At 59.3% G+C, this 24,457-nt stretch carries 28 protein-coding genes; 14 read left to right on the forward strand and 14 right to left on the reverse strand.

Annotation, left to right across the window (positions count from 1 at the left end; translation table 11 throughout):
- The first annotated feature begins 208 nt into the window (after positions 1-208).
- From ACIONG_RS06195 to ACIONG_RS06205, 3 genes are read left to right on the forward strand one after another with little or no spacing between them, the layout of a single operon-like run.
- The gene (locus tag ACIONG_RS06195; protein ID WP_213028366.1) at positions 209-1,108 is read left to right on the forward strand and encodes a LysR family transcriptional regulator; all 900 of its coding nucleotides are present in this window, start codon (positions 209-211) and stop codon (positions 1,106-1,108) included.
- Positions 1,109-1,154: 46 nt separating this feature from the next.
- Complete coding sequence (locus ACIONG_RS06200; protein WP_213028774.1) at positions 1,155-1,751, forward strand: paraquat-inducible protein A; 597 nt, start codon at positions 1,155-1,157, stop codon at positions 1,749-1,751.
- Positions 1,748-2,437 carry a paraquat-inducible protein A gene (locus tag ACIONG_RS06205; protein ID WP_213028365.1) on the forward strand — a complete coding sequence of 230 codons (690 nt, stop codon included), beginning with the start codon at positions 1,748-1,750 and terminating at the stop codon, positions 2,435-2,437. Before ACIONG_RS06200 ends, ACIONG_RS06205 begins: the two co-directional genes overlap by 4 nt.
- On the opposite strand, the gene ACIONG_RS06210 is transcribed toward ACIONG_RS06205, so the two are convergent.
- Positions 2,370-5,396 (reverse strand): FAD-binding and (Fe-S)-binding domain-containing protein, encoded by a 3,027-nt coding sequence (locus ACIONG_RS06210; protein WP_401297456.1) that lies wholly within the window; start codon positions 5,394-5,396, stop codon positions 2,370-2,372. The genes ACIONG_RS06205 and ACIONG_RS06210 overlap by 68 nt on opposite strands.
- A 159-nt stretch (positions 5,397-5,555) precedes the next feature.
- On the opposite strand from ACIONG_RS06210, the gene ACIONG_RS06215 reads away from it, so the two are divergent.
- Complete coding sequence (locus ACIONG_RS06215) at positions 5,556-6,440, forward strand: LysR substrate-binding domain-containing protein (protein ID WP_213028363.1); 885 nt, start codon at positions 5,556-5,558, stop codon at positions 6,438-6,440.
- A gap of 203 nt (positions 6,441-6,643) precedes the next feature.
- On the opposite strand, the gene ACIONG_RS06220 is transcribed toward ACIONG_RS06215, so the two are convergent.
- Together ACIONG_RS06220 and ACIONG_RS06225 are read right to left on the reverse strand one after the other, a co-directional pair.
- Entirely contained in the window at positions 6,644-7,249 is a 606-nt protein-coding gene (locus ACIONG_RS06220) for a DUF6338 family protein (protein WP_103303450.1), read from the reverse strand.
- Positions 7,250-7,516: 267 nt separating this feature from the next.
- Complete coding sequence (locus ACIONG_RS06225) at positions 7,517-8,719, reverse strand: NAD(P)/FAD-dependent oxidoreductase (RefSeq protein ID WP_401297458.1); 1,203 nt, start codon at positions 8,717-8,719, stop codon at positions 7,517-7,519.
- A gap of 291 nt (positions 8,720-9,010) precedes the next feature.
- On the opposite strand from ACIONG_RS06225, the gene ACIONG_RS06230 reads away from it, so the two are divergent.
- On the forward strand, positions 9,011-9,559 hold the full coding sequence (locus ACIONG_RS06230; RefSeq protein WP_315446610.1) for an Rrf2 family transcriptional regulator: 549 nt from the start codon (positions 9,011-9,013) through the stop codon (positions 9,557-9,559).
- A 74-nt stretch (positions 9,560-9,633) separates the two neighbouring features.
- On the opposite strand, the gene ACIONG_RS06235 is transcribed toward ACIONG_RS06230, so the two are convergent.
- Positions 9,634-9,969 carry a hypothetical protein gene (locus tag ACIONG_RS06235; protein ID WP_103303447.1) on the reverse strand — a complete coding sequence of 112 codons (336 nt, stop codon included), beginning with the start codon at positions 9,967-9,969 and terminating at the stop codon, positions 9,634-9,636.
- A gap of 200 nt (positions 9,970-10,169) precedes the next feature.
- Between ACIONG_RS06235 and ACIONG_RS06240 the strand changes: the two genes are divergently transcribed.
- Positions 10,170-10,409 carry a hypothetical protein gene (locus ACIONG_RS06240; RefSeq protein WP_401297461.1) on the forward strand — a complete coding sequence of 80 codons (240 nt, stop codon included), beginning with the start codon at positions 10,170-10,172 and terminating at the stop codon, positions 10,407-10,409.
- Between the two features lie 59 nt (positions 10,410-10,468).
- Here the strand turns inward: ACIONG_RS06240 and ACIONG_RS06245 are convergent, their stop codons facing one another.
- Positions 10,469-10,666: a DUF2188 domain-containing protein gene (locus ACIONG_RS06245; RefSeq protein WP_103303445.1), complete on the reverse strand. Its 198-nt coding sequence runs from the start codon at positions 10,664-10,666 to the stop codon at positions 10,469-10,471.
- Between the two features lie 222 nt (positions 10,667-10,888).
- Between ACIONG_RS06245 and ACIONG_RS06250 the strand changes: the two genes are divergently transcribed.
- On the forward strand, positions 10,889-11,251 hold the full coding sequence (locus ACIONG_RS06250) for an NUDIX hydrolase (protein ID WP_103303444.1): 363 nt from the start codon (positions 10,889-10,891) through the stop codon (positions 11,249-11,251).
- A gap of 3 nt (positions 11,252-11,254) precedes the next feature.
- On the opposite strand, the gene ACIONG_RS06255 is transcribed toward ACIONG_RS06250, so the two are convergent.
- The 3 genes from ACIONG_RS06255 to ACIONG_RS06265 form a co-directional block, all read right to left on the reverse strand.
- Entirely contained in the window at positions 11,255-11,497 is a 243-nt protein-coding gene (locus ACIONG_RS06255; protein ID WP_103303443.1) for a DUF1652 domain-containing protein, read from the reverse strand.
- Between the two features lie 110 nt (positions 11,498-11,607).
- Positions 11,608-12,507, reverse strand: a complete 900-nt coding sequence (locus ACIONG_RS06260; protein WP_401297464.1) for a polysaccharide deacetylase family protein — start codon at positions 12,505-12,507, stop codon at positions 11,608-11,610.
- Between the two features lie 131 nt (positions 12,508-12,638).
- Positions 12,639-13,586 (reverse strand): ABC transporter substrate-binding protein, encoded by a 948-nt coding sequence (locus ACIONG_RS06265; RefSeq protein ID WP_401297466.1) that lies wholly within the window; start codon positions 13,584-13,586, stop codon positions 12,639-12,641.
- Between the two features lie 293 nt (positions 13,587-13,879).
- On the opposite strand from ACIONG_RS06265, the gene ACIONG_RS06270 reads away from it, so the two are divergent.
- The 4 genes from ACIONG_RS06270 to ACIONG_RS06285 all read left to right on the forward strand — a co-directional run bounded on the left by ACIONG_RS06270 (position 13,880) and on the right by ACIONG_RS06285 (position 17,103).
- A complete protein-coding gene (locus tag ACIONG_RS06270; RefSeq protein WP_401297468.1) occupies positions 13,880-14,866 on the forward strand; it encodes an aliphatic sulfonate ABC transporter substrate-binding protein in 987 nt (328 codons plus the stop codon).
- 61 nt (positions 14,867-14,927) lie between these two features.
- Positions 14,928-15,770, forward strand: a complete 843-nt coding sequence (locus ACIONG_RS06275) for an ABC transporter permease (protein WP_401297470.1) — start codon at positions 14,928-14,930, stop codon at positions 15,768-15,770.
- A gap of 47 nt (positions 15,771-15,817) precedes the next feature.
- Positions 15,818-16,498, forward strand: a complete 681-nt coding sequence (locus tag ACIONG_RS06280; protein WP_401297472.1) for an SOS response-associated peptidase — start codon at positions 15,818-15,820, stop codon at positions 16,496-16,498.
- 332 nt (positions 16,499-16,830) lie between these two features.
- Positions 16,831-17,103 carry a hypothetical protein gene (locus ACIONG_RS06285; protein ID WP_103303437.1) on the forward strand — a complete coding sequence of 91 codons (273 nt, stop codon included), beginning with the start codon at positions 16,831-16,833 and terminating at the stop codon, positions 17,101-17,103.
- Between the two features lie 44 nt (positions 17,104-17,147).
- Here ACIONG_RS06285 and ACIONG_RS06290 read toward each other — a convergent pair whose 3' ends face one another.
- The 3 genes from ACIONG_RS06290 to ACIONG_RS06300 all read right to left on the reverse strand — a co-directional run bounded on the left by ACIONG_RS06290 (position 17,148) and on the right by ACIONG_RS06300 (position 18,370).
- Positions 17,148-17,297 (reverse strand): hypothetical protein, encoded by a 150-nt coding sequence (locus ACIONG_RS06290; protein WP_177431380.1) that lies wholly within the window; start codon positions 17,295-17,297, stop codon positions 17,148-17,150.
- A gap of 63 nt (positions 17,298-17,360) precedes the next feature.
- Positions 17,361-17,672 carry an AzlD domain-containing protein gene (locus ACIONG_RS06295; RefSeq protein ID WP_213028773.1) on the reverse strand — a complete coding sequence of 104 codons (312 nt, stop codon included), beginning with the start codon at positions 17,670-17,672 and terminating at the stop codon, positions 17,361-17,363.
- On the reverse strand, positions 17,672-18,370 hold the full coding sequence (locus ACIONG_RS06300) for an AzlC family ABC transporter permease (RefSeq protein ID WP_108591938.1): 699 nt from the start codon (positions 18,368-18,370) through the stop codon (positions 17,672-17,674). The genes ACIONG_RS06295 and ACIONG_RS06300 overlap by 1 nt, the downstream gene beginning before the upstream one ends.
- Positions 18,371-18,503: 133 nt before the next feature.
- Between ACIONG_RS06300 and ACIONG_RS06305 the strand changes: the two genes are divergently transcribed.
- Positions 18,504-18,890, forward strand: coding sequence for a DUF2784 domain-containing protein (locus tag ACIONG_RS06305; protein ID WP_103303434.1), 387 nt, complete (start codon positions 18,504-18,506; stop codon positions 18,888-18,890).
- Here the strand turns inward: ACIONG_RS06305 and ACIONG_RS06310 are convergent.
- Entirely contained in the window at positions 18,887-19,414 is a 528-nt protein-coding gene (locus tag ACIONG_RS06310; RefSeq protein ID WP_401297475.1) for a DUF3087 domain-containing protein, read from the reverse strand. The two genes, ACIONG_RS06305 and ACIONG_RS06310, sit on opposite strands and share 4 nt — an antisense overlap.
- A 224-nt stretch (positions 19,415-19,638) precedes the next feature.
- Between ACIONG_RS06310 and ppnN the strand changes: the two genes are divergently transcribed.
- Positions 19,639-21,012 (forward strand): nucleotide 5'-monophosphate nucleosidase PpnN, encoded by a 1,374-nt coding sequence (ppnN, locus tag ACIONG_RS06315; RefSeq protein ID WP_103303432.1) that lies wholly within the window; start codon positions 19,639-19,641, stop codon positions 21,010-21,012.
- Positions 21,013-21,218: 206 nt separating this feature from the next.
- On the opposite strand, the gene ACIONG_RS06320 is transcribed toward ppnN, so the two are convergent.
- Positions 21,219-22,622 (reverse strand): FAD/NAD(P)-binding protein, encoded by a 1,404-nt coding sequence (locus ACIONG_RS06320; protein WP_401297477.1) that lies wholly within the window; start codon positions 22,620-22,622, stop codon positions 21,219-21,221.
- On the reverse strand, positions 22,623-23,186 hold the full coding sequence (locus ACIONG_RS06325) for a helix-turn-helix domain-containing protein (protein ID WP_213028350.1): 564 nt from the start codon (positions 23,184-23,186) through the stop codon (positions 22,623-22,625).
- 85 nt (positions 23,187-23,271) lie between these two features.
- On the opposite strand from ACIONG_RS06325, the gene ACIONG_RS06330 reads away from it, so the two are divergent.
- Positions 23,272-24,207 (forward strand): DMT family transporter, encoded by a 936-nt coding sequence (locus tag ACIONG_RS06330; RefSeq protein WP_401297480.1) that lies wholly within the window; start codon positions 23,272-23,274, stop codon positions 24,205-24,207.
- Positions 24,208-24,457 lie beyond the last annotated feature (250 nt).

Below are 24,457 nucleotides of genomic sequence, written 5' to 3' on the forward strand. Positions count from 1 at the left end.
GCTGTGGGAGCAGCTTTGCCGCGAAGACGATTCGACCGTCACACGATTTGTCGACTGACACGCCCTCTTCGCGAGCAAGCCCGCTCCCACAGGATCTGCGACTCAGCCGAGGTGCCGGCCCTGCTCGAAAGTTGATGCGACTTTAAGGCCGTGCTACTGATGTGATAATCCCAGCAAAATCGCATGGCTTTGTGAAAGGCATTCACAGATGAAATCCCCCTCAGCGGCAGATCTCTCGGTATTTTTATGCACGGCGCAGCAGCTGAACTTCAGCAAAGCCGCCATCGAACTCGGCCTGACGCCCTCCGCGCTGAGCCATTCGGTGAAGGCGCTGGAAAACAGACTCGGCGTGCGCCTGTTCAATCGCACCACCCGCAGCGTGGCATTGACCGAGGCCGGCGAGCGCCTGTACGCGCGGCTCAAACCGGCGTTTCGCGACATCGACGATGCGCTGGAAGACCTCAACCACTTTCGCGACAAGCCCTCGGGCAATCTGCGCATCACCTGCGGGCGCCAAGCCTGCGAACTGGTGCTGTTGCCGATTGCCAGTGAATTTTTACAGGCGTATGCGGACATTCGCCTGGAAGTCGTCGAAAGCGACGCTCTGCTGGACATCGTCGCCAACGGCTTTGATGCCGGCGTGCGCTTTGGCAATCGCCTGGAGGCAGACATGGTGTCGCTGCCGATCGGCCCGTCGATGCGCTCGGTGGTGGTTGGTTCGCCGGCATTTTTCCAACGCCACGCCGCGCCACAGAAACCCGAGGACCTGCATGACCTGCCGTGCATCCGCCATCGCTTCCCCAGCGGCGCGATGTATCGCTGGGAATTCGAACGGGGCGGCATCGCCGAGGAAATCGAAGTCAACGGCCCGCTGACCCTCGGCGACGTCAGCCTGATGGTCGGCCCGGCACTGCAAGGGTTGGGGCTGGCGTATGTGTTCGAAGAGATGGTCAGCGACCATCTGCGCGCCGGGCGTCTGGTGCAAGTGCTGGCCGACTGGTGCCCCAGCTACCCCGGCCTGAACCTGTATTACCCGAGCCGCCGCCACGTCCCGGCTCCGCTCAAGGCGTTTATCGACTTCGCCCGCCACTTCCCGCCGCGCCTCTGACGGATCAGCGTCTATAGTGATCAGGTCCCTGCGTCGAGCGTTGTCCATGGTCAACACCGAACACCTGATCATCTGTGAGCACTGCGATTGCGTGTACGAAAAAGCCGTGCTCGCCAAGCATCAGAAGACCCTGTGCCTGCGCTGTGGCGGGGTGCTCCAGCGCTTCAATGGTCTGACCGTCGAGCAACGTCTGGCCCTGACGTTCACGGCGGCGATATTGTGGCTGTTCGCCAATTTCTATCCGGTGATGAGCATCAGCATGAAAGGCCTGAAAAACAGCGCAACGCTGTGGGATTCGGTTCAGGCGCTGAGTCAGGGGCCGATCACGTTCATGGCCATGGTCGCGGCCATTTCGATCATCATCGCCCCGGCGTTTCAATTGGTGTTGCTGGCCTGGGTGCTCGGTTATGCCCTCTCCTCGCGACGCGCACCCGGCTTCAAGTTGTGCATGCGCTGGCTGGAAACCTTGCGCCCGTGGAGCATGCTCGAAGTGTGCCTGCTGGGGGCGATGGTGGCGGTGTTCAAACTCGCCGGGCTGCTCGATGTCTTGCCCGGCATCGGCCTGTTCGCGCTAGCCGTGCTGAGCCTGATGATGATCCGCATTGCCGGCCGCGATATCCGTGAGCTCTGGGACATCCTATGAAACGGCCACCGACTGCCAGTGAACTCAATCTGTGCCTGTGCCACAGCTGCGGGCTGGCCTGTGACATGAGTGATGAGCCACACGAGTGCCCGCGCTGCGATGCGCCGTTGCACCGGCGCAAGACCAATTCCCTGGCTCGCACCTGGGCCTATCTGTTCGCTGCGCTGGCGTTTTATGTGCCGGCCAATCTGCTGCCGGTGATGAATACGGTGATGCTCGGCAACGGCGCCGACAGCACGATCATGAGCGGCGTGCTGGAGTTCTGGGAAGGAGGTGCGTGGGACATCGCGCTGATCATTTTCATCGCCAGCATCGCGGTGCCGGGGATCAAATTTGTCGCGCTGTCGCTGCTGCTGATCACCGTGCAGCGCGACAGTGCCTGGGCGCGCCGGGAGCGCTCGAAGCTGTTCCGTTTCGTCGAGCTGATCGGCTATTGGTCGATGCTAGACGTGCTGGTGGTCGCGCTGGTCGCGGCGCTGGTGAAGTTCCAGGCGCTGGGCGACATCGAGCCGCGCCCGGGCATCCTGTTTTTTGGCATGGTGGTGGTATTTACCATGCTCTCGGCGATGAGCTTCGACCCACGCCTGATCTGGGACAACGCCGCGGACGACGAGCCGCTCAGCGACGAACGCCCTCAAGCAGCACCTGCAACGGATGGCGCAACGCCCGATCCGACTGGCGCTTGACCTGGCTGCGGCACGAATAACCGGTGGCCAGTGCCTCGCCCTGCTCCGCCGGCGCATCGACCTGACGCGCCCACGACTGCTCATAAATCACCGCCGAGGTTTCTTGGTTGCGCGCCTCGTGGCCGTAGGTCCCGGACATGCCGCAGCAACCGGTGGCCTGGGTCGCCAGTTTCAAGCCTGCGCGCTCGAACACTTGTTCCCACTGCCGAGTGGCGGCCGGTGCGTTGGTTTTCTCCGTGCAATGCGCCAGCAAGCGGAAGGTCTCAGCGCTGCGGTGAGTCGTCTGCTGCGGCATCACTTTGAGCAGCCATTCCTGCACCAAAGAGACTTCCGGGCAATGCTCCATGCCCGGCACTTTCAGGTATTCCTGGCGATAGACCAGTGTCATCGCCGGGTCCAGCCCCACCAGCGGCACGCCGATATCGGCCAACTCACGCAGTTGCCGTGCATTGCGCAACGCCGCACGATTGAACGCCGACAGAAAACCCTGCACATGCAGCGGCTTGCCGTTGGCACTGAACGGCGCGAGATACACCTGATAACCGAGGCGCGATATCAGCTCGACCAGATCCGCCAGCAACGGTGCTTCGAAGTAACGGGTAAACGCGTCCTGCACCAGCACAACACTGCGCTCACGCTGCGCCGGGGTCAGCGCAGACAAGGTCGCCAGCGTCGCCGGCTGCACCTGCCAGCGACGCAGTGCCGCATGGAAATCGAAGCGGCTGAGCAACGGCACATCGACCATGCCGCCAAGACGCTCCAGCTGCTTGCGGACAAAGGACGCGCCCATCAAACCGTTGTACAGCGCCGGAATCCGCGCCATGTACGGGATGCTGTACTCCAGCGAGGCGATCAGGTATTCCCGCGCCGGACGCAGATACCGCGTGTGATACAGCTCAAGAAACCGCGAACGAAACTCCGGCACATTGACCTTCACCGGGCACTGCCCCGCGCAGGATTTGCACGCCAGGCACCCGGCCATGGCGTCATAAACCTCATGGGAAAAATCCTCAGTCTGCGTACGACTGTTGCGCCAGCGCTGCCACAACGTGGTGAAAAACCCCGGCCGGCGGATCGCATCGGACAACACATCGACGCCTGCCTCGCCCTGCAAGCGCAGCCATTCGCGGATCAACGAGGCGCGGCCCTTGGGCGATTGCGCGCGTTCGCGGGTGGCTTTCCACGACGGGCACATCGCGTCGTCAGGATCGAAGTTATAGCAGGCGCCGTTGCCGTTGCAGTGCATGGCGGCGCCGTAGTCCTGCCAGACTTTCTCGTCGATCTGCCGGTCCAGTTCGCCACGCAGGGTCACTTCGTCGATTTTCAACAACGCCGCGCCCGTGTTGGCCGGGGTGGCGATCTTGCCGGGGTTGAACTGGTTGAACGGGTCAAACGCCGCTTTCAACGCTTGCAGCGCCGGATACAGTTCGCCGAAAAATGCCGGGGCATATTCCGAGCGCAGACCTTTGCCGTGCTCACCCCACAGCAGGCCGCCGTAACGCTGAGTCAGCGCGGCGACACCGTCGGACACCGGGCGCACCAGCGCCGCTTGCTGCGGATCTTTCATGTCGAGAATCGGCCGCACATGCAACACGCCGGCATCGACATGCCCGAACATGCCGTACTGCAAACCGTGGCTGTCGAGCAGGTCGCGCAGCTCGGCGATGTATTCGGCCAGATGTTGCGGTGGCACGGCGGTGTCTTCGACAAATGGCTGCGGCCGTGCTTCCCCGGCGACGTTACCGAGCAGGCCGACCGCGCGTTTGCGCATGCCATAAACCTTGTTCACCGCCGCATGACCGACCGCCAGCGTGTGCCCCAAACGTTCAACGGTGAGGTCGCTGCTCAGGTGCTCGACAAACGCCTCGACCCGCCGTTGCAGTTCTTCGGGATCATCACCACAGAACTCGACGAGGTTGATGCCCAACGTCGCTCGCTCGGCATTTTCCGGAAAATACTCGGCAACGCCGTGCCAGACGATGTCCTGCATCGCCAGCAACAACACCTTCGAGTCCACGGTTTCGATCGACAATGGCTTGAGCGCCATCAAGGCACGGGCATCGCGCAGCGCATCCATGAAGCCGGCGTAACGGATGTTGACCAGCATCGTGTGCCTGGGAATCGGCAGCACATTCAACTTCGCCTCGACCACAAAACCGAGCGAGCCTTCAGCGCCACACAGCACGCTGTTGAGGTTGAAACGGTTGTCCGCCTCGCGCAGGTGCGCCAGGTCGTAACCGGTCAGGCAACGGTTCAAATCCGGGAAACGCTGTTTGATCAGCTCACCCTGCTCATCAATGATCTGCCGCGCACAACGGTAGACTTCACCGACCCGATCCTCTCGGGCGCACAGCGTTTGCAGTTCACTTTCTTGCAGCGGTTGACCGTGCAGACGTTCACCACCACGCAGAATCATGTCGAGTTCGAGGACGTGGTCGCGGGTCTTGCCGTAGGTGCAACTGCCCTGGCCACTGGCGTCGGTGTTGATCATCCCGCCGACGGTGGCGCGGTTGGAGGTCGACAGCTCCGGCGCGAAGAACAATCCGGCGGATTTCAGCGCGGCATTGAGCTGATCCTTGACCACCCCGGCCTGCACGCGCACCCAGCGTTGTTCGACGTTGATTTCAAGAATGTGATTCATGTGCCGCGACAAGTCGACCACGATGCCGTCGGTCAACGACTGACCATTGGTGCCGGTGCCACCACCACGCGGGGTGATCACCACTTGTTGGAATGCCGGCTCGGCGATCAGTCGTGCGACCCGCGCTACATCGTCAGCGTCCATGGGAAATACAGCGGCTTGCGGCAGGCGCTGATAGATCGAATTATCGGTGGCCAGCACCACGCGGCTGGCGTAGTCGGCGCTGATCTCGCCGCGAAAACCACTGGTTTTCAGGGCTTTGAGGAACTGCTGGTAATCGGATGTCAGAGCGGTAGCGGGCGACAGCTGGGCAATCATCGGTCAGGGCATCTCGGGTCAAAATCAGGCCGTGTGGCGGTGAACAGTTGTACGCAACGAATGATTGCGTCAGGCTCCGCCATCTCATGTTGCCCATGTTCATTGTTGAGACTCGTTGGGACAACCGTAAATTCGACCCGTTATTAATGACTTTTCCGAATGAATCCGCGAACGCTCACCCCTTCCATGTCGTTACTGCTCGCCTTCGAGGCTGCCGCTCGCCATGAAAGCTACACCCGCGCCGCCCACGAACTGTCGTTGACGCAAAGCGCGGTCAGCCGTCAGGTACAGATTCTCGAGAAGATGCTCGGCATGCGCCTGTTCAATCGCGAGGGGCGCAAAGTCGTGCTGACAGATGTCGGGCGCATGTATCAGCGCGAACTGGCTGAAGCCCTTGGGCAAATCCGCAGTGCCACGCTGCAAGCAATGGCGTTCGGTTCCGGCATCCACAGTTTGCGCCTGGCGACATTACCGACCTTCGGTTCGAAGTGGCTGCTGCCGCGCCTCAAGGATTTCTACACCGCGCACCCGGGCATGACCGTGCACCTGCATTCGCGTATCGAAGCCATCGACTTCGACACCAGCGAAATAGACGCGGCGATTTGCGTTGGAGGGGGTGAATGGCCAGGGCTGACATCGCTGCCCTTGCACACCGAGGAACTGGTGGTGATCGCCAGCGCGCAATTGTCGGCCGCTGAGCGCAACGACGCCGAGCAGCACATCGCCGGGCAATTGCTGCTCAATGTCAGCAGCAATGCTCAGGCGTGGGCCGAATGGTTCAGCCATCACGGCTTGCCGCACCGCAGCATGCGCATCGGCCCGAGCTTTGAAATGACCTCACATTTGATTCAGGCCGTGCGGGCCAACATTGGCGTGGGCCTGGTGCCGCGAATTCTGGTCGAGGATGAGTTGCTCAACGGTGAGTTGCTGCAACTGGGCGAGCCGATCACCAGCCGGCGCAGCTATTACCTGGTGTATCCGCCACGCAATGAAGCGTTGCCGTCGTTGAAGGCGTTTCGGGATTGGTTGGTGGAGACGGTTTGACCGCGGTGTGCGGCAGCGGACCACTAATCCTGGATAACTGCCGCACCAATGAAGCGCCGCTCATAAAGCGGCGCGCCTGGCGTGTTAGCGCTTTGGTGCCGGAGGTGGTGCGCTGGGGCCTTTCAGGTTTGGTGAAGGCTTGCCGTCCGGGCCGACAAAAAGGCGCGCCACGCTGGGAGGCATTGGTTGCGTTGCTCTGGCAGTCATGTCGAACCCCCTGATAGCGGGCTGAATTCAACCCATTGGACCTTCGCGGAATCTATCACCAAATACTCAGCGCCAAAAGACGCCACGGTTCCATCACTTTTCAACCATCTGGGGTTCTGCATCACAAACTGACCTTTGGCGGACTCGGGAGGCCACTCTGCGGGCCAGCCGAAAAGGCGTCTATCATCGGTCAAATGCAGTGTGACCAGACGATGATGCTGCGCGAACGTGCTGAACCACTCACTGGGGTAGGAAGATTGTTTCGTCAGATTTCTGCCACGCAACCACCCGTGCAACTTGCCACTGGTGGCGAGGCGACAGAAAAACAGACCGAGCGAGATTGAAACAACCAGAGCCCACAGTGTTTCTGCCTTGGCACTCCACGGACCAACTGAGATGCCTTTGGTCCCTACCCACAAACATATCCCTCCGATCCCCGACACCGCTCCTTGAATCACAAACGTAAAAATCAAAGCCTGCACAATCTGACCAAATGTATCCGGTCGCCTGAACGCTGTGAGCGAGTAAAAAATCCAGGTCGATAGAAACCCGGGAATCAAGTACTGCAACAGCGGAATTACCTCTTTCACCAGATCATCCATGATCCGCATCTCCTTCAGATATCGAAACAATCCTTCCCTCGCCTCTTTCAAGGGCTGGCGTGATAAAGCCTAGCCGACCCAAGAAAGCCGCCCTCGCACAACTGTCACTTCTCATTGCAGGCGCCGATCTGCGCAAAGCCAGATCAGCGCCGCCCCCTCTAACGCAGCGACAAACTTGAAAAGCATGCGTCGAGAAGCCTGGTAACAGCCTATTGCGCAGACAAAAAAATCCCGCTCAATGAGCGGGATTTTTCTGCGCAGCATGGATTACGCCACAGGAATCATCGGGTCCGCTGCCGCCAGCGCGCTGGCACGATCAGCCACAGGCGGATAGATCCATTGCGTGTTGATCTGGGTCTTCAACGCCTTGCCTTCCTGTTTAACCAGTTTCACCTGACGGTCCCAGCCTTCGGTGTACACCGCGCCCCAGGCACCGAGGTCCAGGCAGGTGACGTATTTCGGCTGGCTGTACGGCGTCGGGTCGACACCGAGAATCTGCGCCGCGACGTTGTTGCCGGCGTGACGACCCAACGAGATCGCATGCTGGCAAGTCATCAGCGCGTAATTGCCGATGTCGTCGGTGGCGGCGTAGGCGACGTCGCCGGTGGCAAAAATATCGTCCTGACCGATGACTTTCAGGTGCGCATCGACGTGCAAGCGCCCTTGTTTATCACGCTCGGCCGGGATTTGCTCGGTGAGCGAGCTGGCGCGTACGCCCGTGGTCCAGATGACGGTTTTCGCCTCGATATGCTGACCGTCCGACAGCGTCACGCCGTCGGCATCGACCGACTGCACCGACACACCGAGACGCCAAGTAACGCCCAGCTCTTCGCTGGCCTCGACGATCGACTTACTGATTTCTTCACCCATCGAAGCACCGATTTTCTGCCCGCGATCAACGAGGATGACGTTAATGTCGGCCTGTTCGCCGAGGATTGCGCGCAGGCGCGTCGGCATTTCTGTCGCGGTTTCAATACCGGTGAAACCACCGCCCGCAACGACAACCGTGTTGCGCGCCTTGCTGTCAGGGAGATCTTTCAGGGCTTTGAGGTGTGCTTCGAGACGAATCGCCGCTTCGATCTGATCGACGTCGAATGCGTATTGCGCGACGCCCGGCGTCGCCGACTGCGCCAGACCACTGCCGCTGGCCAGAACAAGTTTGTCGTAGTGGAACGTCTGCTTCTGACCCGACTGATCGGTGTAACCGACGGTTTTTTCTGCCACATCGATGGCTTGCGCCGCACCCTTGATGAAGTGAACGCCGACTGCTTCGAACAGTTCATGCAACGGTGCAGCCAGTTGATGAGCGTTCGGCTCATAAAATCGCGGACGTACACGCAGCTCCGCCTGAGGCGCGAGAACGGTGATTTCAACGTCGTTGCGGCCATGAAGGTCGACCAGACGCGTAGCACTCAATGCCGACCACATGCCGCCAAAACCTGCGCCGATAACCAGAATCTGCTGCTTCATTGTGTTTCTCCAGAAAACGCCCAGCGACTGTAAGAGAGAAATCGAATTCGTTTTGAGTCAGTCACTGCCAACTCAATAGCGCCGACTTTATTAGTCGGATATATTTCTCACAAGTCAGATTATCCGATAGGTTTGATCGGATTTATCGATGACATCGGCAGCTAAAATCCGGACAAATCGCACAGACAATGCACTCACAGCCCTTTATTGATGCAGTTCCACCTCTCTCCGCAGATTGCCCACTCGAATCACGGCTGATAAAATTTACGACAAATCAAGTCGGACTTAACCATGTCTCTATACAGCGCAGGCGTCGAATACGGCATTCATTGCCTGGCATTTCTGGTCGGTAACGGCGGCGATACTCGTGAGGCCAGCGTGCGTGACCTCGCCGAACTGCAGGGCGTGCCGGTGGAATATCTGGCGAAAATCTTCACCAAACTGGCCAAGAGCAAACTGGTGGTGGCGTCCGAAGGTGTACGCGGTGGGTTCAGCCTGGCGCGCCCGGCCGATGAAATCACCCTGCTCGATATCGTCAAAGCGATCGATGGGCGCAAGAACATTTTCGAATGTCGCGACATCCGTGGACGTTGCGCCCTGTTTGAAGGCAAGCCGCCAGAATGGGCCACCGAAGGCACCTGCTCGATCCACGCCGCGATGATGACCGCACAGCAACGCATGGAAGAGGCCCTCGCCCAACAGACCATTCTCGACATCGCCAGAAAGGTCGGGCGCAAGGCACCAGCAGAATTTGGCCAACAGGTGGAAGACTGGATTCAGGATCGACGCGAGAAAAAAGGCAACTTCGCGACCATCCCTTTGACCGACATTTCCGACTGACCGCCCCGCAAAAAATCGAAAAAAAAGCAGAAACCGCTGATCCGGTTTCTGCTTTTTTGCGCCAGACAAGGGCGCTACAGACAATCACGCACCGATTTGCGCAACGAGCCGGACTTGGCCCACGGCGGCCCCTGATACAACGAAACGCGACTGCCATCCTTGTACTTGACGATATCGAGAATCTCGTCAGCGGTAATGATGCTCGGGGCGGTAATGCGATAGCCGTTGGAAATCGACGTCTGCGACGTTTTCGCCACATCCTGCTGCCACAACGGCAATACACACGCGGCGTAATCCTTCGGCGCCTTGTTACTGGTCTTGCTGACGTTCGGTTCACCCGGCACCAACGATGTCGGCAATGAACAGCCTGCCAACATGGCTAACGCCAGCCCTCCGATCCATATCCGCATGGTGTTTCCTTATTTGTAGAAAGCGTGCTGAAAAAAAAGCGAATGTAACGCCTAACAGGATACACATCCATCATGGCACCGCGCCCTCGGGGGAGACGGCACAATTTTTCACAACCTTTCTGGCCACTGACAGACGAGCTACACGCTACCCGCAAAAAATCCGACTACTATTTTCTACCGAGAATGTTCTGGAGGTGATCATGCGGCTCAATGAATACGAACACGAACTTCAGCGCGACCTGCAAAGCGTTGCATCGGATCTGCGCTGGTCGGCGGTCGACCTCAAACGCATCGCCGAGCAACTGCGCAAGTCCGGCAACGAGGCGGACGCCCAGGCAGTGCTGAGATCCTGCGAGATCCTGCAGAGTGATGAGGAGCGGCTGCAACTGTACGCCAAGGAAGTGAAGGCCCGCGCGATCAGTCGAACCAAAGTCCACTGACACTGGCTCGCCCCCAAACAAAAGCCCCGGCCTAAACCGGGGCTGTTCATTGCCGCCATTCAACTGGCCTTGTGACTTTGCGCACACTTCGAGCGTTTTTGGTAACCGGGAAGTGCGGCCGCGTACGCCAGCGCCTCTTCTCTGCTGGCAAATGACGCCAGCCGATCACCCTGGGTGCACACCCGCCATGGGCCGTTGTTCACGCTGAGCACGTCATAACCGTTCATGTGCATCTTGTTCAGCATCGCAATGCTCATGGTCACCTCCTTTCGCTAACGGACAGGTTCAGCTTCACGCTTTTACCTTACACCCTGTTTTCGCCGCGGTGCCTACCCGGTGTCGTCACGCCTGCCAGTCAGGGGCCTGGCACTTTTCGTACAAGCAAAAGCTCCAACCCGAGAAGGAACCTTTAACCAAGGGCTCGGCTCGAATATTGCAGTTTTATGACTATTTTGTGACAAGCAGTAAACAGGTAACAGATGAAAGTACGTGCCACCGTCATTTGCGAACAGGATCGACATATTCTCCTGGTGCGCAAACCCCGCTGCCGCTGGACATTGCCCGGCGGCAAGGTCGAGCCCGGGGAAACCCGAGCCGATGCCGCCGTACGCGAATTGCAGGAAGAGACCGGCCTGAATGCCGACGAAATGTTGTATCTGATGGAACTGGAAAGCGGTGGCACCCGGCATCACGTCTACGAGGCATCAGTGCTGAACATTGATCAGGTGCGCCCGCAAAATGAAATTATCGACTGCATCTGGCACCCGCTGAATGCGGTGTGCAACCTCAACACCAGTGATGCGACATTGCGCATCGTCCAGGCATTTCAACGGCGTTTATGAGGACTAACCGGCGAACGCCCGGCGACCCGCGCTCATTTCCGTGCGCAACTCACCAATGAAGTTGGAAATGTCACGGATGGTGACGAGGTGCTCCGGGGAAACGCCATTGAGCAGCAATTCGACGCGTCCGCTTTCTGGCTCATACACCTTGATCTGCAGCAGCCCCTGCGTGGAGGGAACGCAGTCGCACTTGAACGCCGGAAACCCGGATTCGACGATGCGGCAAATCTCGGCAATGGCAAGCATGGACGGACGCCTCGCAGGCGAAAATCAATCGATCCGTAGAGCATAGATGAGCAATTTGTACCGTGCCCGGTACAAAACCGTTAACCCGGTCACAACTTTCACGCAGTCACTCAGTGCGCGTCGTGGTCCCAAATCCAGTTCCAGATACCCGGCAGCTGCACTGTCTCCGAGCTTTTTTCCACGGTACGCGCCAACGCGGCCCGTTCCAGATCGGCGTGATCATCGTAGAAAGGCTTGTCCGCCAGCCTCACACCTGTGGCCGCCGCGCTATCGAGAAGGATCTGCAAGTATTCGCGAGTGTGCCGCGCGGTGTAACGGTTGAGGTCGTGAAACGTCACCACCACCGGAATCACGCCATCGACGGTCGGAAATTGACCCAGCGCAATGCGCTCACGAACCTCCGATAACTGCCGCAGCATGTTTGCCCGCCGGCGCGGACTGGCATTGAAGCCCCAGATCTTGCCGTCATTGGCGCTCAAATCGGTGAGTAACACGTGCAGCCCATGCTGTTGATAGGCAGCGAATGTACGTTTGTCGTAGTTCCAGAACGGCGGACGCAACAACGTCGGTGGCGCACCAGTGATGGCGGCGATGTCCGCTGTGCCGTTGGTCAGCGACTCTTCGAGCTCTTGAGGATCGAGCGATCGGTGATTGGTGTGCCAGTGGGTCGCGGTATGGAAAGCGAGAATGTGCCCCTCGGCAAACTCGCGACGCATGATGCCGCGGCCGATATCGCTGTTGCCGGCCCGGGGCGCACGGGTCTGGACAAAGAACACCGCTTTGATGCCCGGCTGCACAGGATTGTCCTTGAGACTGTCGAGTACGGTGGCCGACGGGTTCCAGAAACTCGAAGCGCTTGGGCCGTCATCGAACGTCAGCAGAAAACGCACGGGGGCTTGAACCTTCAGGCGTGTTTCGGTTTGTGCGGTCATTTCGATGGGCGCGGCGATGCAGCCGGCCAACCCCAACACCATGGCCGCTGCACAAAGAAGTCTGAATCCGGATGTCATGTTTTGCCTTGAGCCCGACCACTGCGGTCATGTTGTCGATTGGCAAAACTCCCTCGCCCTTATCCATCCTTGTGCCCGGTTCTGAGAGCCGAGGTTGGATAAGGTACACAGGGTTTGGTTCCGGCGCTCGTTCAGTGAGCCAGTGCCTGCTGAAAGGAGCTGTCGATAATCCCCGCCGTGGCCAGCGGAGCCGGTAGCGCTTTCACTTTAAACAGGAAGTCTGCGGTGCTTTGCAGATCCGTGGCCGCCTGTTGATCCACCGGCCCGACCGTCATGTGCGCCTGGCGCAGCCAGTGCCGCGAAACCTCCTGATCGAGATTGGCTTTCTTCGCCCACAGGTCAGCGTACTCATCGGTATGGCTATCGACCCAGGCCCGCGCTTGCTTCAAACGTCCGAGAAAATCGGCGATCGCTTCACGTTTGCTATCAATGGAAGGGGTTGAAGCCGCGATCGCGCTGAGCCCCGGCATCAGATTCTTCGCCGTGAGAATTGGTCGAGCGCCAGAGAAGACAATCTGCTGGGAAATGTACGGTTCCCAAACCGGAAAGGCGTCGATGCTGCCTTGCGGCAAAGCGGCAGCGGCATCAATTGGCATCAGTTTGACGAAGTCGACGTAATTCTCCGGCAGGCCACCCTGCTCCAATGCGCGCAAGGTCAATTGCTGGCTCCAGGCGCCGGGCCAATAGGCGACTTTCTTGCCCTTGAGGTCGGCGATGGTTTTCACCGGAGAATCCTTGGGCACCAGCAAGGCAATCGTGTCGGGGTTTTGTCGGGAGACGCCGATCAACTTCACCGACGCTTGCTTCGCTGCGAGAAACAGAAAACCGGAATCGCCGAGGAATCCCAGATCAATCGCACCGGTTTGCAAAGCCTCCGCCAACGGTGCAGCCGCCTGGAAATGTTTCCAGTCCACCGTGTAAGGCGCGTCTTTCAACACACCGGAAGCTTCGACCGAAGCGCGAATGTTGTAGTAGTTCTGGTCACCGACATGCAGGACCAAAGGTTCGGCAGCGTAGGAAAGCGGCGACGCAAACAGCGCAGCGGTCAACGCGCAACGGAGGAAACGGGAAAGCTTCATGGCGAGTCCTGCAAAGAGAGATTGCATAGAACATAACGCCGTTAAATGATCACTTTGAAATTCGATTAATGCATAAGCTCAGCACCTCGGATCTCCACTGTCCATCCAGCAACAGTGGCAAATCACACTGTTCGCAGAGCAACAGCGACACCTTGGCATTCTTCAATAAACCCCTTGTAAACCGGCACTTCGAGGCACATGGCACAGAGCCTGCAATATTCCATTCATGCAGGAAGCATTCAAAAAAAATATCTTTTTGGACATAAGAACCTGTGCCTTTGCCGGAGCGCCCCATGAAATTGTCATTGCCCTTTTCCCGTCTCAAAACACTGCTCGCCGCCAGCGCAATGGCACTGAGCCTGCAACCGCTGGCCCAGGCCGCCGAAACCGCTCCGGCGGAAGTACACCTGGACTACGCCTATTACTCCCCGGTGAGCCTGGTGCTTAAACATTTCGGCTTCCTCGAAAAAGCCCTGCCGCAAAGCAAAGTCAGCTGGGTGCTGAGCCAGGGCAGCAATCGCTCATTGGAGTACCTCAATAGCGGCGGCGTCGATTTCGCCTCCAGCGCAAGCCTCGCCGCCGTGCTGAGCCGCGCAAATGGCAGCCCGATCAAATCGGTGTACGTTTACAGCCGCGCTGAATGGACTGCGCTGGTCGTGCGCAAAGACTCGCCGTACCAGAGCATCGCCGACCTCAAGGGCAAGAAGATCGCCGCGACCAAAGGCACCGACCCGTATCTGTTTACCCTACGCAGCCTGCAACAGGCCGGGCTGAAAAAGGACGACGTGGAATTGGTGCACCTGCAACATCCGGACGGCCGCACCGCGCTGGAAAAAGGCGATGTCGACGCTTGGGCCGGTCTCGATCCGCACATGGCCGCCAGCCAGGTGCAGGCGGGTTCGCGCCTGTTGTATCGCAACCCGGCGTTCAACAGTTACGGCGTGGTCAGCGTTACCGAGCAGTACGCCAAGGAACATCCGCAGACCATCGACACGGTGATCAAGGCTTACGAACAGGCCCGCGAATGGGCGCTGAAAAACCCTGATGAGTTCGCCGCCCTGCTCGCCAAGGAGTCGGGACTGCCGCTGGACGTGGCCAAACTGCAGCTGTCGCGCACCGACTTGAGCAGCCCGCAACTGACCGCCAATGATGTCGTCGCCTCGAAAGCGGCCGCGCCGATTCTGGTCTCCGAAGAACTGGTGCGCCGTGGCGTGAATGTCGATCAAGTCATCGACCAGTTGCTCGACAGCGGTGTGCAGCAAGCCGTCGCCCGCCAGTAATCGAAAAGCCTCACCCCGAATCCGCGCGCGTTGCGGATTCGGGGTGAGCGGAGCCATCACCATGACCAGTCACAGCAAAGTCCTGCCCGCGCCACTCACAGCGCCGCATCGGCAGCCGCCCATTTTTAACCCATCATGGCAGCGCCGACTCAAAGGCCTCGCCCTGCCGCTGCTGATCGTCATTGCGCTGGAAATCATCGTGCGCGTCGGCTGGTTGCCGTCTTATCAGATGCCGGCGCCGAGCGAGATCGCCCTGACCCTCACCGATCTTGCCGAAGGCGCGCTGTGGAAACACATCGGCGCCAGCCTGATTCGCGTGCTCCTGGGCTTTGCCATCGGTGCCGGTCTGGCCCTGGTGTTCGCCGCGTGGGTCGGTTTGAGCCGGGAAGCCGAGGCGTATCTGGAGCCGACCTTCGCTGCGCTGCGCTCGATTCCGAGCCTGGCGTGGGTGCCGTTGTTGCTGCTATGGCTGGGCATCGACGAGACCTCGAAAGTTGTCTTGATCGCCATCGGCGCGTTTTTTCCGGTGTACGTCAACGTGGTTGCGGCGATTCGCAACATCGACCGCAAACTGGTCGAGGTCGGCCACATCTACGGCTTCAGCCGCCTGCAACTGGTGCGGCGGATTTTGCTGCCCGCCGCCCTGCCCGGCCTGTTCACGGGACTGCGCAGCGGCATGAGCCTGGCGTGGATGTTCCTCGTCGCCGCCGAACTGATCGCCGCGACCAAAGGCCTGGGCTACCTGCTCAGCGACGGTCGCGAAACATCGCGCCCGGACATCGTCCTGGCGGCGATTATCGTCCTCGCCCTGCTCGGCAAACTCAGCGACGGCTTGCTCGCCGCACTGGAACGTCGCTGGCTGAGATGGCGCGACACGTTCACCGGTCAGGCCGCCAATAAGTGAGCCGCAGAGCCGACTAAGCTGACATCGTCCACCAGGAGATTCAGCCGATGTGCGGAAGACTCTCGCAGTACCGTGGCATTCACGACTTCGTCGCGGTGCTGAGCATTCCCGATGCGTTGATCAATCACGTCGGCGACGCGCCGCTGGCTCGCTACAACGCTGCGCCGACTACCGCGCTGGCGGTTCTCCACCAGCACGATCAGCGTATCTACGCCGACAATTTGCGCTGGGGCTGGCGCCCGCATTGGGCGAAGGACCGTGCTGCGCCGATCAACGCCCGAGTGGAGAAAGTCGCCCACGGGCCGTTCTTCCGGGCGATCTGGCGTCAGCGCTTGATCGTGCCTGTCGACAACTGGTTCGAGTGGGTGGACGCAGAGGATAAAAGCCGACAACCGTGGCTGATCCGTCGGGCGGATCACGGGCCGGTTTTCTGCGCTGGAATCGGGCAATTTCCCACACCCGGCACGCCCCCCCGCGACGACGATGGTTTCGTGATCATCACCGCTGACAGTGCCGGCGGCATGCTCGACATTCATGATCGCCGCCCTGTGGTGCTGTGTGCAGAGTTGGCCCGCGAATGGCTCGATCCTGCCACGCCCGTGGAGCGCGCCGAACAAATGCTGCTGTTCGAGGGTGAAGCTGCGGAGGCGTTCGAATGGCACAAAGTCGACAAAGCCGTGGGCAACGCACGCAATCAGGGGCCTAACCTGATTGCCCAGGTCGCCTAAAAATCCATCGACAGCGCCCGTTCTTTCTGTAGGAACTGCCGAAGGCTGTGATCTTTTGATCTGCAAATCCAAAGTCAATGATCGGAGCCTTCGGCACCGTCTGCAGGCTGATGCGCGATCTTTACAGGGGGTGTTTCAGTCTTGAGACAAGGCTGACAAAACAATCGTTTGAGCGAACTAACCGCCTGTCTGACATTTCAACCGTCATACATACATTTAGTTGCACTACGGATAGCATGCGCGCCGCATTTCCATTTGGCATACCAGTTGACCAAAGAGTCAACAAAACCAGGAATCCCCTACAATTTTAACAAGCCTTGCAGAGAACTAAGTTGCGCGACGATTTTGCAATCAAACAGGCCAACGGCCTGGAGTGTATTTATCTGTCCATGACAGAACGCTTTCAACTCGACTGTTTTATCGGCCACTACATCAAGACTCGAAACCTGCGTTCAGTGCCTGACATCGAACGTATCTTGCGCACCACCCTCGAAGGCTATCCCGGCCATCCGCCGGTGATGGTCAACGAGCTCAATGCCTGGATCGACAGAACGCTGGGTTATCGGGCGGCACACCCCGATTTCACGCAGTTGGAAGACCTCTGAAACGCAAAAAGCCCCGCATGAGCGGGGCTTTTTGTTTGCAGCATTCAGGGTTTCAAAGGCATTTCCTGATCACGATCAGACAGCTCTCTGCTGTCGTCGTGTTTCCAGGTCTGCTTTTCTCTTCTTTCCTGTTCCTCAATCTCCGCTTCTGTCGGCTCATCGTCATCATTCGGACGCGTTTTCTCGGTTGCCATGCCCACCTCGCTCTCAGAGGAAATCATCTTCCATAAAGCGTAGATCAGTTTTCATCGGACAACTTACAACCACCAACGCAGCAAAAAGAAAAACGCCATGCTCAATAACATGCTCAGTAGCGTACTGCGTGTGTAGATCACCAGTCCGATCGCCACCAGCGAACTAAGCAAATACGGGTTATCCCACTGCAAATTCAGCTGTTTTTCCGGCATGAATACAATCGGCCCACAGATTGCAGTCAACATGCCCGGCACCGCAAAACCGAGAAACTGCCGCGCGTTACTGCTCAGACGCACCGGCAACCGCGGTTCAAGAAACACATAGCGGTTGAGGAACACCAGCAATCCCATCCCGACAATGACCGCCCAAACCATCATGTGCGCCCCCTATAAAGCTTGTTGCAGATAAACCCTGCGGTCATCCCGGCCAAACCCGACAGGACAAGCGCCGAGCCCCATTGCCAATAGCTGAACAACACCGAACAGAACAACGAGACCGCCACGCACACCACGGTCGGCACGTTGCGCACCACCGGCGTGATCAGGGCAATGAAGGTCGCGGCAATCGAAAAATCCAGGCCCAGATGCTCAAGGCCCGGAATGCTGCTGCCCAGGACAATCCCGGCAAGGGTAAACAGGTTCCACGCGATGTAGAACGTCAGGCCAACCCCCAAGGCATACCAGCGATTGAATTGTTGACGATCATGCTGGCTGGTCAGGGCGAACAATTCGTCGGTGAGCAAAAAACCCAGCCCGATCCGCCAACGCCCCGGCAGCGGCGAAATCACCGAGCGCATGCTCATGCCGTACAACAGATGTTGCGAGGTCAGCAGCAGCGTGGTCAACAGAATCGAGAAGATCCCGGCACCGCCCTTGAGCATGCCGATTGCCACCAACTGCGCAGCGCCGGCAAACACAATGCTCGACAAGCCCTGCCCTTGCAGTGGTGTGAGGTTGGCTTCAATCGCCATGGAACCGGCGAGCAGCCCCCACGGCGCAGTCGCCAGAGACAGCGGCATGATCGCCGCAGCGCCGCGAAGAAACGCACTGCGCGGCATAAGAGAGTCAGACATAACGCTTTTCAACCCAGGAAAACGGTCGACGACTGTGCCAGTAAAAACGCCGCCCGGTCTTGAACAATCTTGCGCAATTACCCAGGCCCTGCGCGTAACATAGCGCCACTCACAATTGCGTCAGGGATACGACATGCTGTACCGAATCGCAGCCGACGGGCTGGTGCTGTTTCATTTGCTGTTTATTCTGTTCGTGCTGTTCGGCGGGCTGCTGGTCCTCAAGTGGCCACGGCTGATGTGGCTGCACCTGCCGGCCGCCGCATGGGGCTTTGCGGTCGAGGTGTTGCACCTGACCTGTCCGCTGACCTACTGGGAAAACCTGATGCGTCACGCTGCCGGGCAAACCGAATACGCCGGCGGATTCATCGAGCACTACATCTGGCCGATCATCTACCCGGCCGGGCTGACACCGGGGATTCAACTGGTGCTGGGCAGCGTGGTCCTGGCGGTCAACCTGCTGGTGTATGGACGCCTGATTCGCTCGTGGAAACAGCGCCGCGCCCGGCGTATTGCGCTTTAACGCGACGCCGGTTTCAAGGCTTCCAGCCACGCCGGATCGAGGCGTGGCTGGTCGATATCGAGCCCCAGCGCCCGCATCCGCTCTTTGTGTGTTTCGACTTCCCGGTGCAATTGCGCATGATCGCTGGAGTTGCCGTCCAGTTCATGCATTTGCGTCAGCCCCAGGTGATAGAAACGCAACACTTTCATGGCCGTCGGATCATTCTTCTCAACCGCTGCCGTCACCTGGTGCATCACATTGGTGACGCTCATCAGGCTGCGCTTGAGCCGCCAGCTATAGACCGCCGGGGCCATCCACGTCTGGGTCCAGAACCGCCCGCGCAACAGCACCGCCGTCAACAGAAACGCGACAAACACCCCGCCGACATTGAAGCGCAGGTTATCGCTACCGGGCTCGCCGAACAGCGCCACTGCCGTCGTCGAAAACAACATCGCCAGCACCAGGAACAGCACCGCGATGATCAGTGTGCTGCGCCGGGTCTGCTGGCGAAAGGTGACCGCGTCCATCGGCTGAATCTCGAACATCACTTATGACTTCCTTGAGCGACAAAAAGAGCAACGGAAAAAACTCGCCCGCGCATTATCGCCTCTGCGAAGGATTTAGCTATGCTGGGGCTCCTTTTCATCTTTTCAGCGTCCAACGGGGACATGGCGGTACAGCGCAGATCGTGCCATCTTCATTCATGGATACACACTATTCGGATGCCATTCGCCTGGTTTTGGGATGACATCGTTTTAAGGATCATTGCATGACCCAACGACACGTAATCAATGCCTCGGTCAGCCCGAAAGGCAGCCTGGAAACCCTTTCTCAACGTGAAGTCCAGCAACTGAGCGAAGCCGGATCCGGCAGTACCTACACCCTCTTCCGCCAGTGCGCCCTGGCCATCCTCAACACCGGCGCTCATGTCGATAACGCCAAGACCATCCTTGAAGCCTACAAAGATTTCGAAATCCGCATTCACCAACAGGATCGCGGTGTGCGCCTGGAGCTACTGAACGCTCCGGCCGACGCTTTCGTCGACGGCGAAATGATCGCCAGCACCCGGGAAATGCTCTTCAGCGCCCTGCGCGACATTGTCTACACCGAAAACGAACTCGACAGCCAACGCATCGACCTGAGCACCTCGCAAGGCATCAGTGACTACGTCTTTCACCTGCTGCGCAACGCGCGCACCCTGCGCCCGGGCGTCGAGCCGAAAATCGTCGTGTGCTGGGGTGGTCACTCGATCAACACCGAAGAATACAAATACACCAAGAAAGTCGGCCACGAACTGGGCCTGCGCAGCCTCGACATCTGCACCGGTTGCGGTCCCGGCGTGATGAAGGGCCCGATGAAGGGCGCGACCATCGCTCACGCCAAACAACGCATTCACGGCGGCCGCTACCTCGGTCTGACCGAGCCGGGCATCATCGCCGCCGAAGCGCCAAACCCGATCGTCAACGAACTGGTGATCCTGCCGGACATCGAAAAGCGTCTGGAAGCGTTCGTGCGAGTGGGCCATGGCATCATCATCTTCCCGGGTGGCGCCGGTACCGCTGAAGAGTTCCTGTACTTGCTGGGCATCCTGATGCATCCGGACAACGAGGGCTTGCCGTTCCCAGTGATCCTGACCGGGCCGAAACATGCCGCGCCGTATCTGGAGCAACTCGACGCCTTCGTCATCGCCACGCTTGGCGAAGCCGCCAAACAGCACTACGAAATCATCATCGACGACCCGGCTGAAGTGGCGCGCCAGATGACTCAGGGCCTGAAAGCGGTGAAGCAGTTCCGCCGCGAACGCAACGACGCGTTCCACTTCAACTGGCTGCTGAAGATCGACGAAGGCTTCCAGCGTCCGTTCGATCCGACCCACGAAAACATGGCCAACCTCAAATTGCACCGCGACCAGCCACCCCACGAACTGGCGGCCAACCTGCGCCGGGCGTTCTCGGGGATCGTTGCCGGTAACGTCAAGGACAAGGGCATTCGCCTGATCGAAGAGCACGGGCCTTATCAGATCCGTGGTGACGCGGCGATCATGCAACCGCTAGATGCGTTGCTCAAAGCCTTCGTCGCCCAGCACCGAATGAAACTGCCGGGCGGCGCGGCATATGTGCCGTGCTATCGAGTCGTGGCGTAACTCTTTCGCTTACCACGCTACAAATGTAGGAGCGAGCCTGCTCGCGATAGCGGTAGATCAGTCACCTTTTATATCGACTGAACCACCGCTATCGCGAGCAGGCTCACTCCTACAGGTTCTGTGGCGTGGCACAAATGGTGTTTACAACCAGAGTCCTGTGGGAGCGGGCTTGCCCGCGATGAGGCCCTGCCCGAAAACAGAAGCCCTCAATTTCGCTCAGAGCCCAAACGCGCCGCCAGTGCCTTGGCCTGCAACGCCACATCCGTCACCGCCGTACTCTCCCACCACATCCCGCGCAACGGCGGCCCCATGGCGAACAACCGATTCGCGACCTGCCCGTTTTCGCTCAACACCGCACCGTCAATCGCAGCCGCAATCCCCAATGCCAACGGGCCCGGTCGCACCAGTCCACGGGCCAGCAACTGTTGAGGTAACGGCCTGGCAACACGCCGCCAGTCGTATTCGATCCCGCTGGAGTTGATCAACGCCGCCCCCTGCACCACGCGGGTTTCGGTCTCACCCCGGCGCCGAATGCGAATACGCACACCACCGTCCCCGTACGGCTCGAGCCCTTTGAAAGAAGCCGCATGAATCCGCAGCCGCCCCTCTCCCAGCAAACGCTCAACCAACTGCGCACTCAGCGGCGGCGAACGATGATGATGGCTTTCCCACCACGGCCGCACATGCCGTACGAATTGTCGACGCTGCACGTCAGTTGCCTGACTCCACAATCGGCCGATGTGCACCCGGACCGTATCCAGTGGCGCCTGCCAATCGATGCCTTTGGCGATAGCGTCACGGCAATGCTGGCGCAGTTCGCGTAACAACTGGCGCGGCGAGCGGATGCTGTGATCTTCACCGAGGAAATCCACCCAGGCTGGCGGTTGCCGGCGCACATGGGGCAGCAAGCCGTGACGGGAAAACACCTCGATAGGCCCGCGATGCCCGGCCTGCTCCAGCGAGACCACGGCATCGACCATGGTCAGGCCGGAACCGATGATCAGCACGGTCGATTGCGGATCCAGCTGGCGCATGGCCGCGACATCCCATGGATCGAGTGCGGCGGCATTCAGGCCGCTGGACTCTTTCTGTGGCGTACGTGCAGCGGGGAACATGCCCGTGGCAAGCACCGCATAAGCGCCCCGAATGTGTTGGCCGTCATTCAACGTGACTTGCACTGATTCGGCTTCGGTTTGCAGGTCGATGACCTCTGCGCAGATATGCTCGACGGTCGAACCGTATTGCTCGCCAACCTCTCGCGCTTCAGCCAGGCGCTGCTGCACGTAGACACCGAACAATCCCCGAGGCGGGAACAGTTCACAGACCGGCACTTGCTGCTCGGAAGACTGCGGCCAGCCTCCAGCAGCAATATGTTCGGTCAGCCATTGCGTCAGATCATCCGGGTTGTCCGGATCAACGCTCATACGCGCAGCATTGCCGTTGAGCGTGTGGCCCAATTCGACCGCGCTGTAGGCTTCGCCGCGACCCAGTTCGGCACGGGGCTCAATAATCAGAATCTTGCGCTGACCGGGCAGACGCAACAATTGCACCGCCAGCATCGTGCCACTGAGGCCACCGCCGATGATCAGGATGTCTGCGCACTGACTCATTCAAATCACCACATTTCGTACGAACCGCGCCGCCACGTCGCCATCATTGCGATACGCATGCGGCTGATTGCTGGCAAACATGAAAAACTCGCCCGCGTTGATGCGCTGCGGCTGGTCGCCGAGCATCAGCGTCAAGCAACCTTCGAACACATAGATCTGCTCGCTCCAGCCGTCGGCATCCGGTTGTGAGGGGTAGACCTCGCCCGGTTGCAGGCACCACTCCCATTGCTCGACCTCGCGAGTGGCAGTGGCCTTGGACAGCAGCACCGCTTTGCTGCCGGGAATCTTCCCGGCCCAGGCCACTTCATTGATGCGGCTCGGATCGCGGGCATCGGGGGCCTGGATCAGATCACTGAAAGCAACGTCGAGCGCTTCGGCAACGCGGTCGAGAGTGGTCAGGCTGACATTCTTTTCGCCGGCTTCGATCGCCACCAGCATGCGCCGGCTCACCCCGGACTTTTCCGCCAGCGCGGTCTGGCTCATGTCGGCAGCATGCCGCAAGCGCCGCACATTCTGGCTGACGTGTTGCAGAACGGAGGCTCGTTGGCTGGAATCTTTGTGCACTATATTGCTCACTCGATGGGGTTGGGCAGTATACTGCGCAACATTTGGCGCATTGTGCGTCGCTCTTTCTCCAGCGTGCAAGGACATGACGTCAGTGAATCGCCCCGACACTCCCCTCCGTTTCTCCCGTTTCAGCAAGGCCGAGTGCGTGCTGGTGCTGATCACCATGGTCTGGGGCGGCACGTTTTTGCTGGTTCAACACGCGATGACCGTCAGTGGCCCGATGTTCTTCGTCGGCCTGCGCTTTGCCGCTGCAGCGTGCATCGTTGCGCTGTTCTCCTGGCGCCATCTGCGTGAACTGACCGTGTTCGAACTCAAGGCTGGCGCCTTCATCGGCGTGGCGATCATGCTCGGTTACGGCTTGCAGACGGTCGGATTGCAAACCATTCCGAGCAGTCAGTCGGCATTCATTACCGCGTTGTATGTGCCGTTTGTGCCCTTGCTGCAGTGGCTGGTGCTCGGGCGGCGTCCGGGATTGATGCCGAGCATCGGCATCATGCTGGCGTTTACCGGGCTGATGCTGCTGTCCGGGCCGTCCGGGGCTTCGCTGAACTTCAGTCCCGGCGAAATTGCGACGTTGATCAGCGCCATTGCGATTGCTGCCGAAATCATTCTGATCAGTAACTATGCCGGCCAGGTCGATGTGCGCCGGGTGACCGTGGTGCAGTTGGCAACGACGTCGGTGTTGTCATTTCTGCTGGTGGTGCCAACGGGTGAGGTGATTGCGGACTTTTCCTGGACCCTGCTGGTGACAGCTTTGGGCCTGGGCGCGGCGAGTGCAGCGATTCAGGTGGCGATGAACTGGGCACAGAAGAGCGTTTCGCCGACCCGGGCCACGTTGATCTATGCCGATGAGCCGGTGTGGGCCGGGATTGTCGGGCGGATCGCCGGAGAGCGGCTGCCGGCAATTGCTTTGGTGGGGGCCGGGTTGATTGTGGCGGCGGTGATTGTCAGTGAGTTGAAGACCAAGGGTAAGGTTGCTGAAGCAGAGGCTGAACTGGAGCGGGAAACCCAGCGCTGATCCGCAACGTCTTGAGCGTCTGAACGAAAGTCATCGCGGGCAAGCCCGCTCCCACAGGGTTTGTGCACGACGCAAATACTGTGGGAGCGGGCTTGCCCGCGATGGGGCCCTCAAAGACGACGTCCCCCTCCTGAAATAAGGCCAAACACAAATTTTCAGACTACTTTGTAGGATTCTGAGACATCCTGGCGTTTGGTGATCGGGGAGCTGGCACGTATGATGCTTCACAAACTTCCGCAGATTAGAAGCC

It is taken from the genome of Pseudomonas sp. NPDC087817, from assembly GCF_044742875.1.
Lineage (GTDB): Bacteria > Pseudomonadota > Gammaproteobacteria > Pseudomonadales > Pseudomonadaceae > Aquipseudomonas.

What these genes read in the sequence shown, in the direction of transcription:
- ACIONG_RS06265 (WP_401297466.1), bottom strand. Translation starts at nt 13,586, where the DNA reads ATGAAGCTTTCCCGTTTCCTCCGTTGCGCGTTGACCGCTGCGCTGTTT.
- ACIONG_RS06295 (WP_213028773.1), bottom strand. Translation starts at nt 17,672, where the DNA reads ATGGTTTGGGCGGTCATTGTCGGGATGGGATTGCTGGTGTTCCTCAAC.
- ACIONG_RS06255 (WP_103303443.1), bottom strand. Translation starts at nt 11,497, where the DNA reads ATGCTTGCCATTGCCGAGATTTGCCGCATCGTCGAATCCGGGTTTCCG.
- ACIONG_RS06225 (WP_401297458.1), bottom strand. Translation starts at nt 8,719, where the DNA reads ATGAAGCAGCAGATTCTGGTTATCGGCGCAGGTTTTGGCGGCATGTGG.
- ACIONG_RS06300 (WP_108591938.1), bottom strand. Translation starts at nt 18,370, where the DNA reads ATGTCTGACTCTCTTATGCCGCGCAGTGCGTTTCTTCGCGGCGCTGCG.
- ACIONG_RS06305 (WP_103303434.1), top strand. Translation starts at nt 18,504, where the DNA reads ATGCTGTACCGAATCGCAGCCGACGGGCTGGTGCTGTTTCATTTGCTG.
- ACIONG_RS06250 (WP_103303444.1), top strand. Translation starts at nt 10,889, where the DNA reads ATGAAAGTACGTGCCACCGTCATTTGCGAACAGGATCGACATATTCTC.
- ACIONG_RS06280 (WP_401297472.1), top strand. Translation starts at nt 15,818, where the DNA reads ATGTGCGGAAGACTCTCGCAGTACCGTGGCATTCACGACTTCGTCGCG.
- ACIONG_RS06245 (WP_103303445.1), bottom strand. Translation starts at nt 10,666, where the DNA reads ATGAGCATTGCGATGCTGAACAAGATGCACATGAACGGTTATGACGTG.
- ACIONG_RS06270 (WP_401297468.1), top strand. Translation starts at nt 13,880, where the DNA reads ATGAAATTGTCATTGCCCTTTTCCCGTCTCAAAACACTGCTCGCCGCC.
- ACIONG_RS06210 (WP_401297456.1), bottom strand. Translation starts at nt 5,396, where the DNA reads ATGATTGCCCAGCTGTCGCCCGCTACCGCTCTGACATCCGATTACCAG.
- ACIONG_RS06330 (WP_401297480.1), top strand. Translation starts at nt 23,272, where the DNA reads ATGACGTCAGTGAATCGCCCCGACACTCCCCTCCGTTTCTCCCGTTTC.
- ACIONG_RS06215 (WP_213028363.1), top strand. Translation starts at nt 5,556, where the DNA reads ATGAATCCGCGAACGCTCACCCCTTCCATGTCGTTACTGCTCGCCTTC.
- ACIONG_RS06195 (WP_213028366.1), top strand. Translation starts at nt 209, where the DNA reads ATGAAATCCCCCTCAGCGGCAGATCTCTCGGTATTTTTATGCACGGCG.
- ACIONG_RS06205 (WP_213028365.1), top strand. Translation starts at nt 1,748, where the DNA reads ATGAAACGGCCACCGACTGCCAGTGAACTCAATCTGTGCCTGTGCCAC.
- ACIONG_RS06320 (WP_401297477.1), bottom strand. Translation starts at nt 22,622, where the DNA reads ATGAGTCAGTGCGCAGACATCCTGATCATCGGCGGTGGCCTCAGTGGC.
- ACIONG_RS06260 (WP_401297464.1), bottom strand. Translation starts at nt 12,507, where the DNA reads ATGACATCCGGATTCAGACTTCTTTGTGCAGCGGCCATGGTGTTGGGG.
- ACIONG_RS06230 (WP_315446610.1), top strand. Translation starts at nt 9,011, where the DNA reads ATGTCTCTATACAGCGCAGGCGTCGAATACGGCATTCATTGCCTGGCA.
- ACIONG_RS06240 (WP_401297461.1), top strand. Translation starts at nt 10,170, where the DNA reads ATGCGGCTCAATGAATACGAACACGAACTTCAGCGCGACCTGCAAAGC.
- ACIONG_RS06290 (WP_177431380.1), bottom strand. Translation starts at nt 17,297, where the DNA reads ATGGCAACCGAGAAAACGCGTCCGAATGATGACGATGAGCCGACAGAA.
- ppnN (WP_103303432.1), top strand. Translation starts at nt 19,639, where the DNA reads ATGACCCAACGACACGTAATCAATGCCTCGGTCAGCCCGAAAGGCAGC.
- ACIONG_RS06235 (WP_103303447.1), bottom strand. Translation starts at nt 9,969, where the DNA reads ATGCGGATATGGATCGGAGGGCTGGCGTTAGCCATGTTGGCAGGCTGT.
- ACIONG_RS06220 (WP_103303450.1), bottom strand. Translation starts at nt 7,249, where the DNA reads ATGGATGATCTGGTGAAAGAGGTAATTCCGCTGTTGCAGTACTTGATT.
- ACIONG_RS06275 (WP_401297470.1), top strand. Translation starts at nt 14,928, where the DNA reads ATGACCAGTCACAGCAAAGTCCTGCCCGCGCCACTCACAGCGCCGCAT.
- ACIONG_RS06200 (WP_213028774.1), top strand. Translation starts at nt 1,155, where the DNA reads ATGGTCAACACCGAACACCTGATCATCTGTGAGCACTGCGATTGCGTG.
- ACIONG_RS06310 (WP_401297475.1), bottom strand. Translation starts at nt 19,414, where the DNA reads ATGTTCGAGATTCAGCCGATGGACGCGGTCACCTTTCGCCAGCAGACC.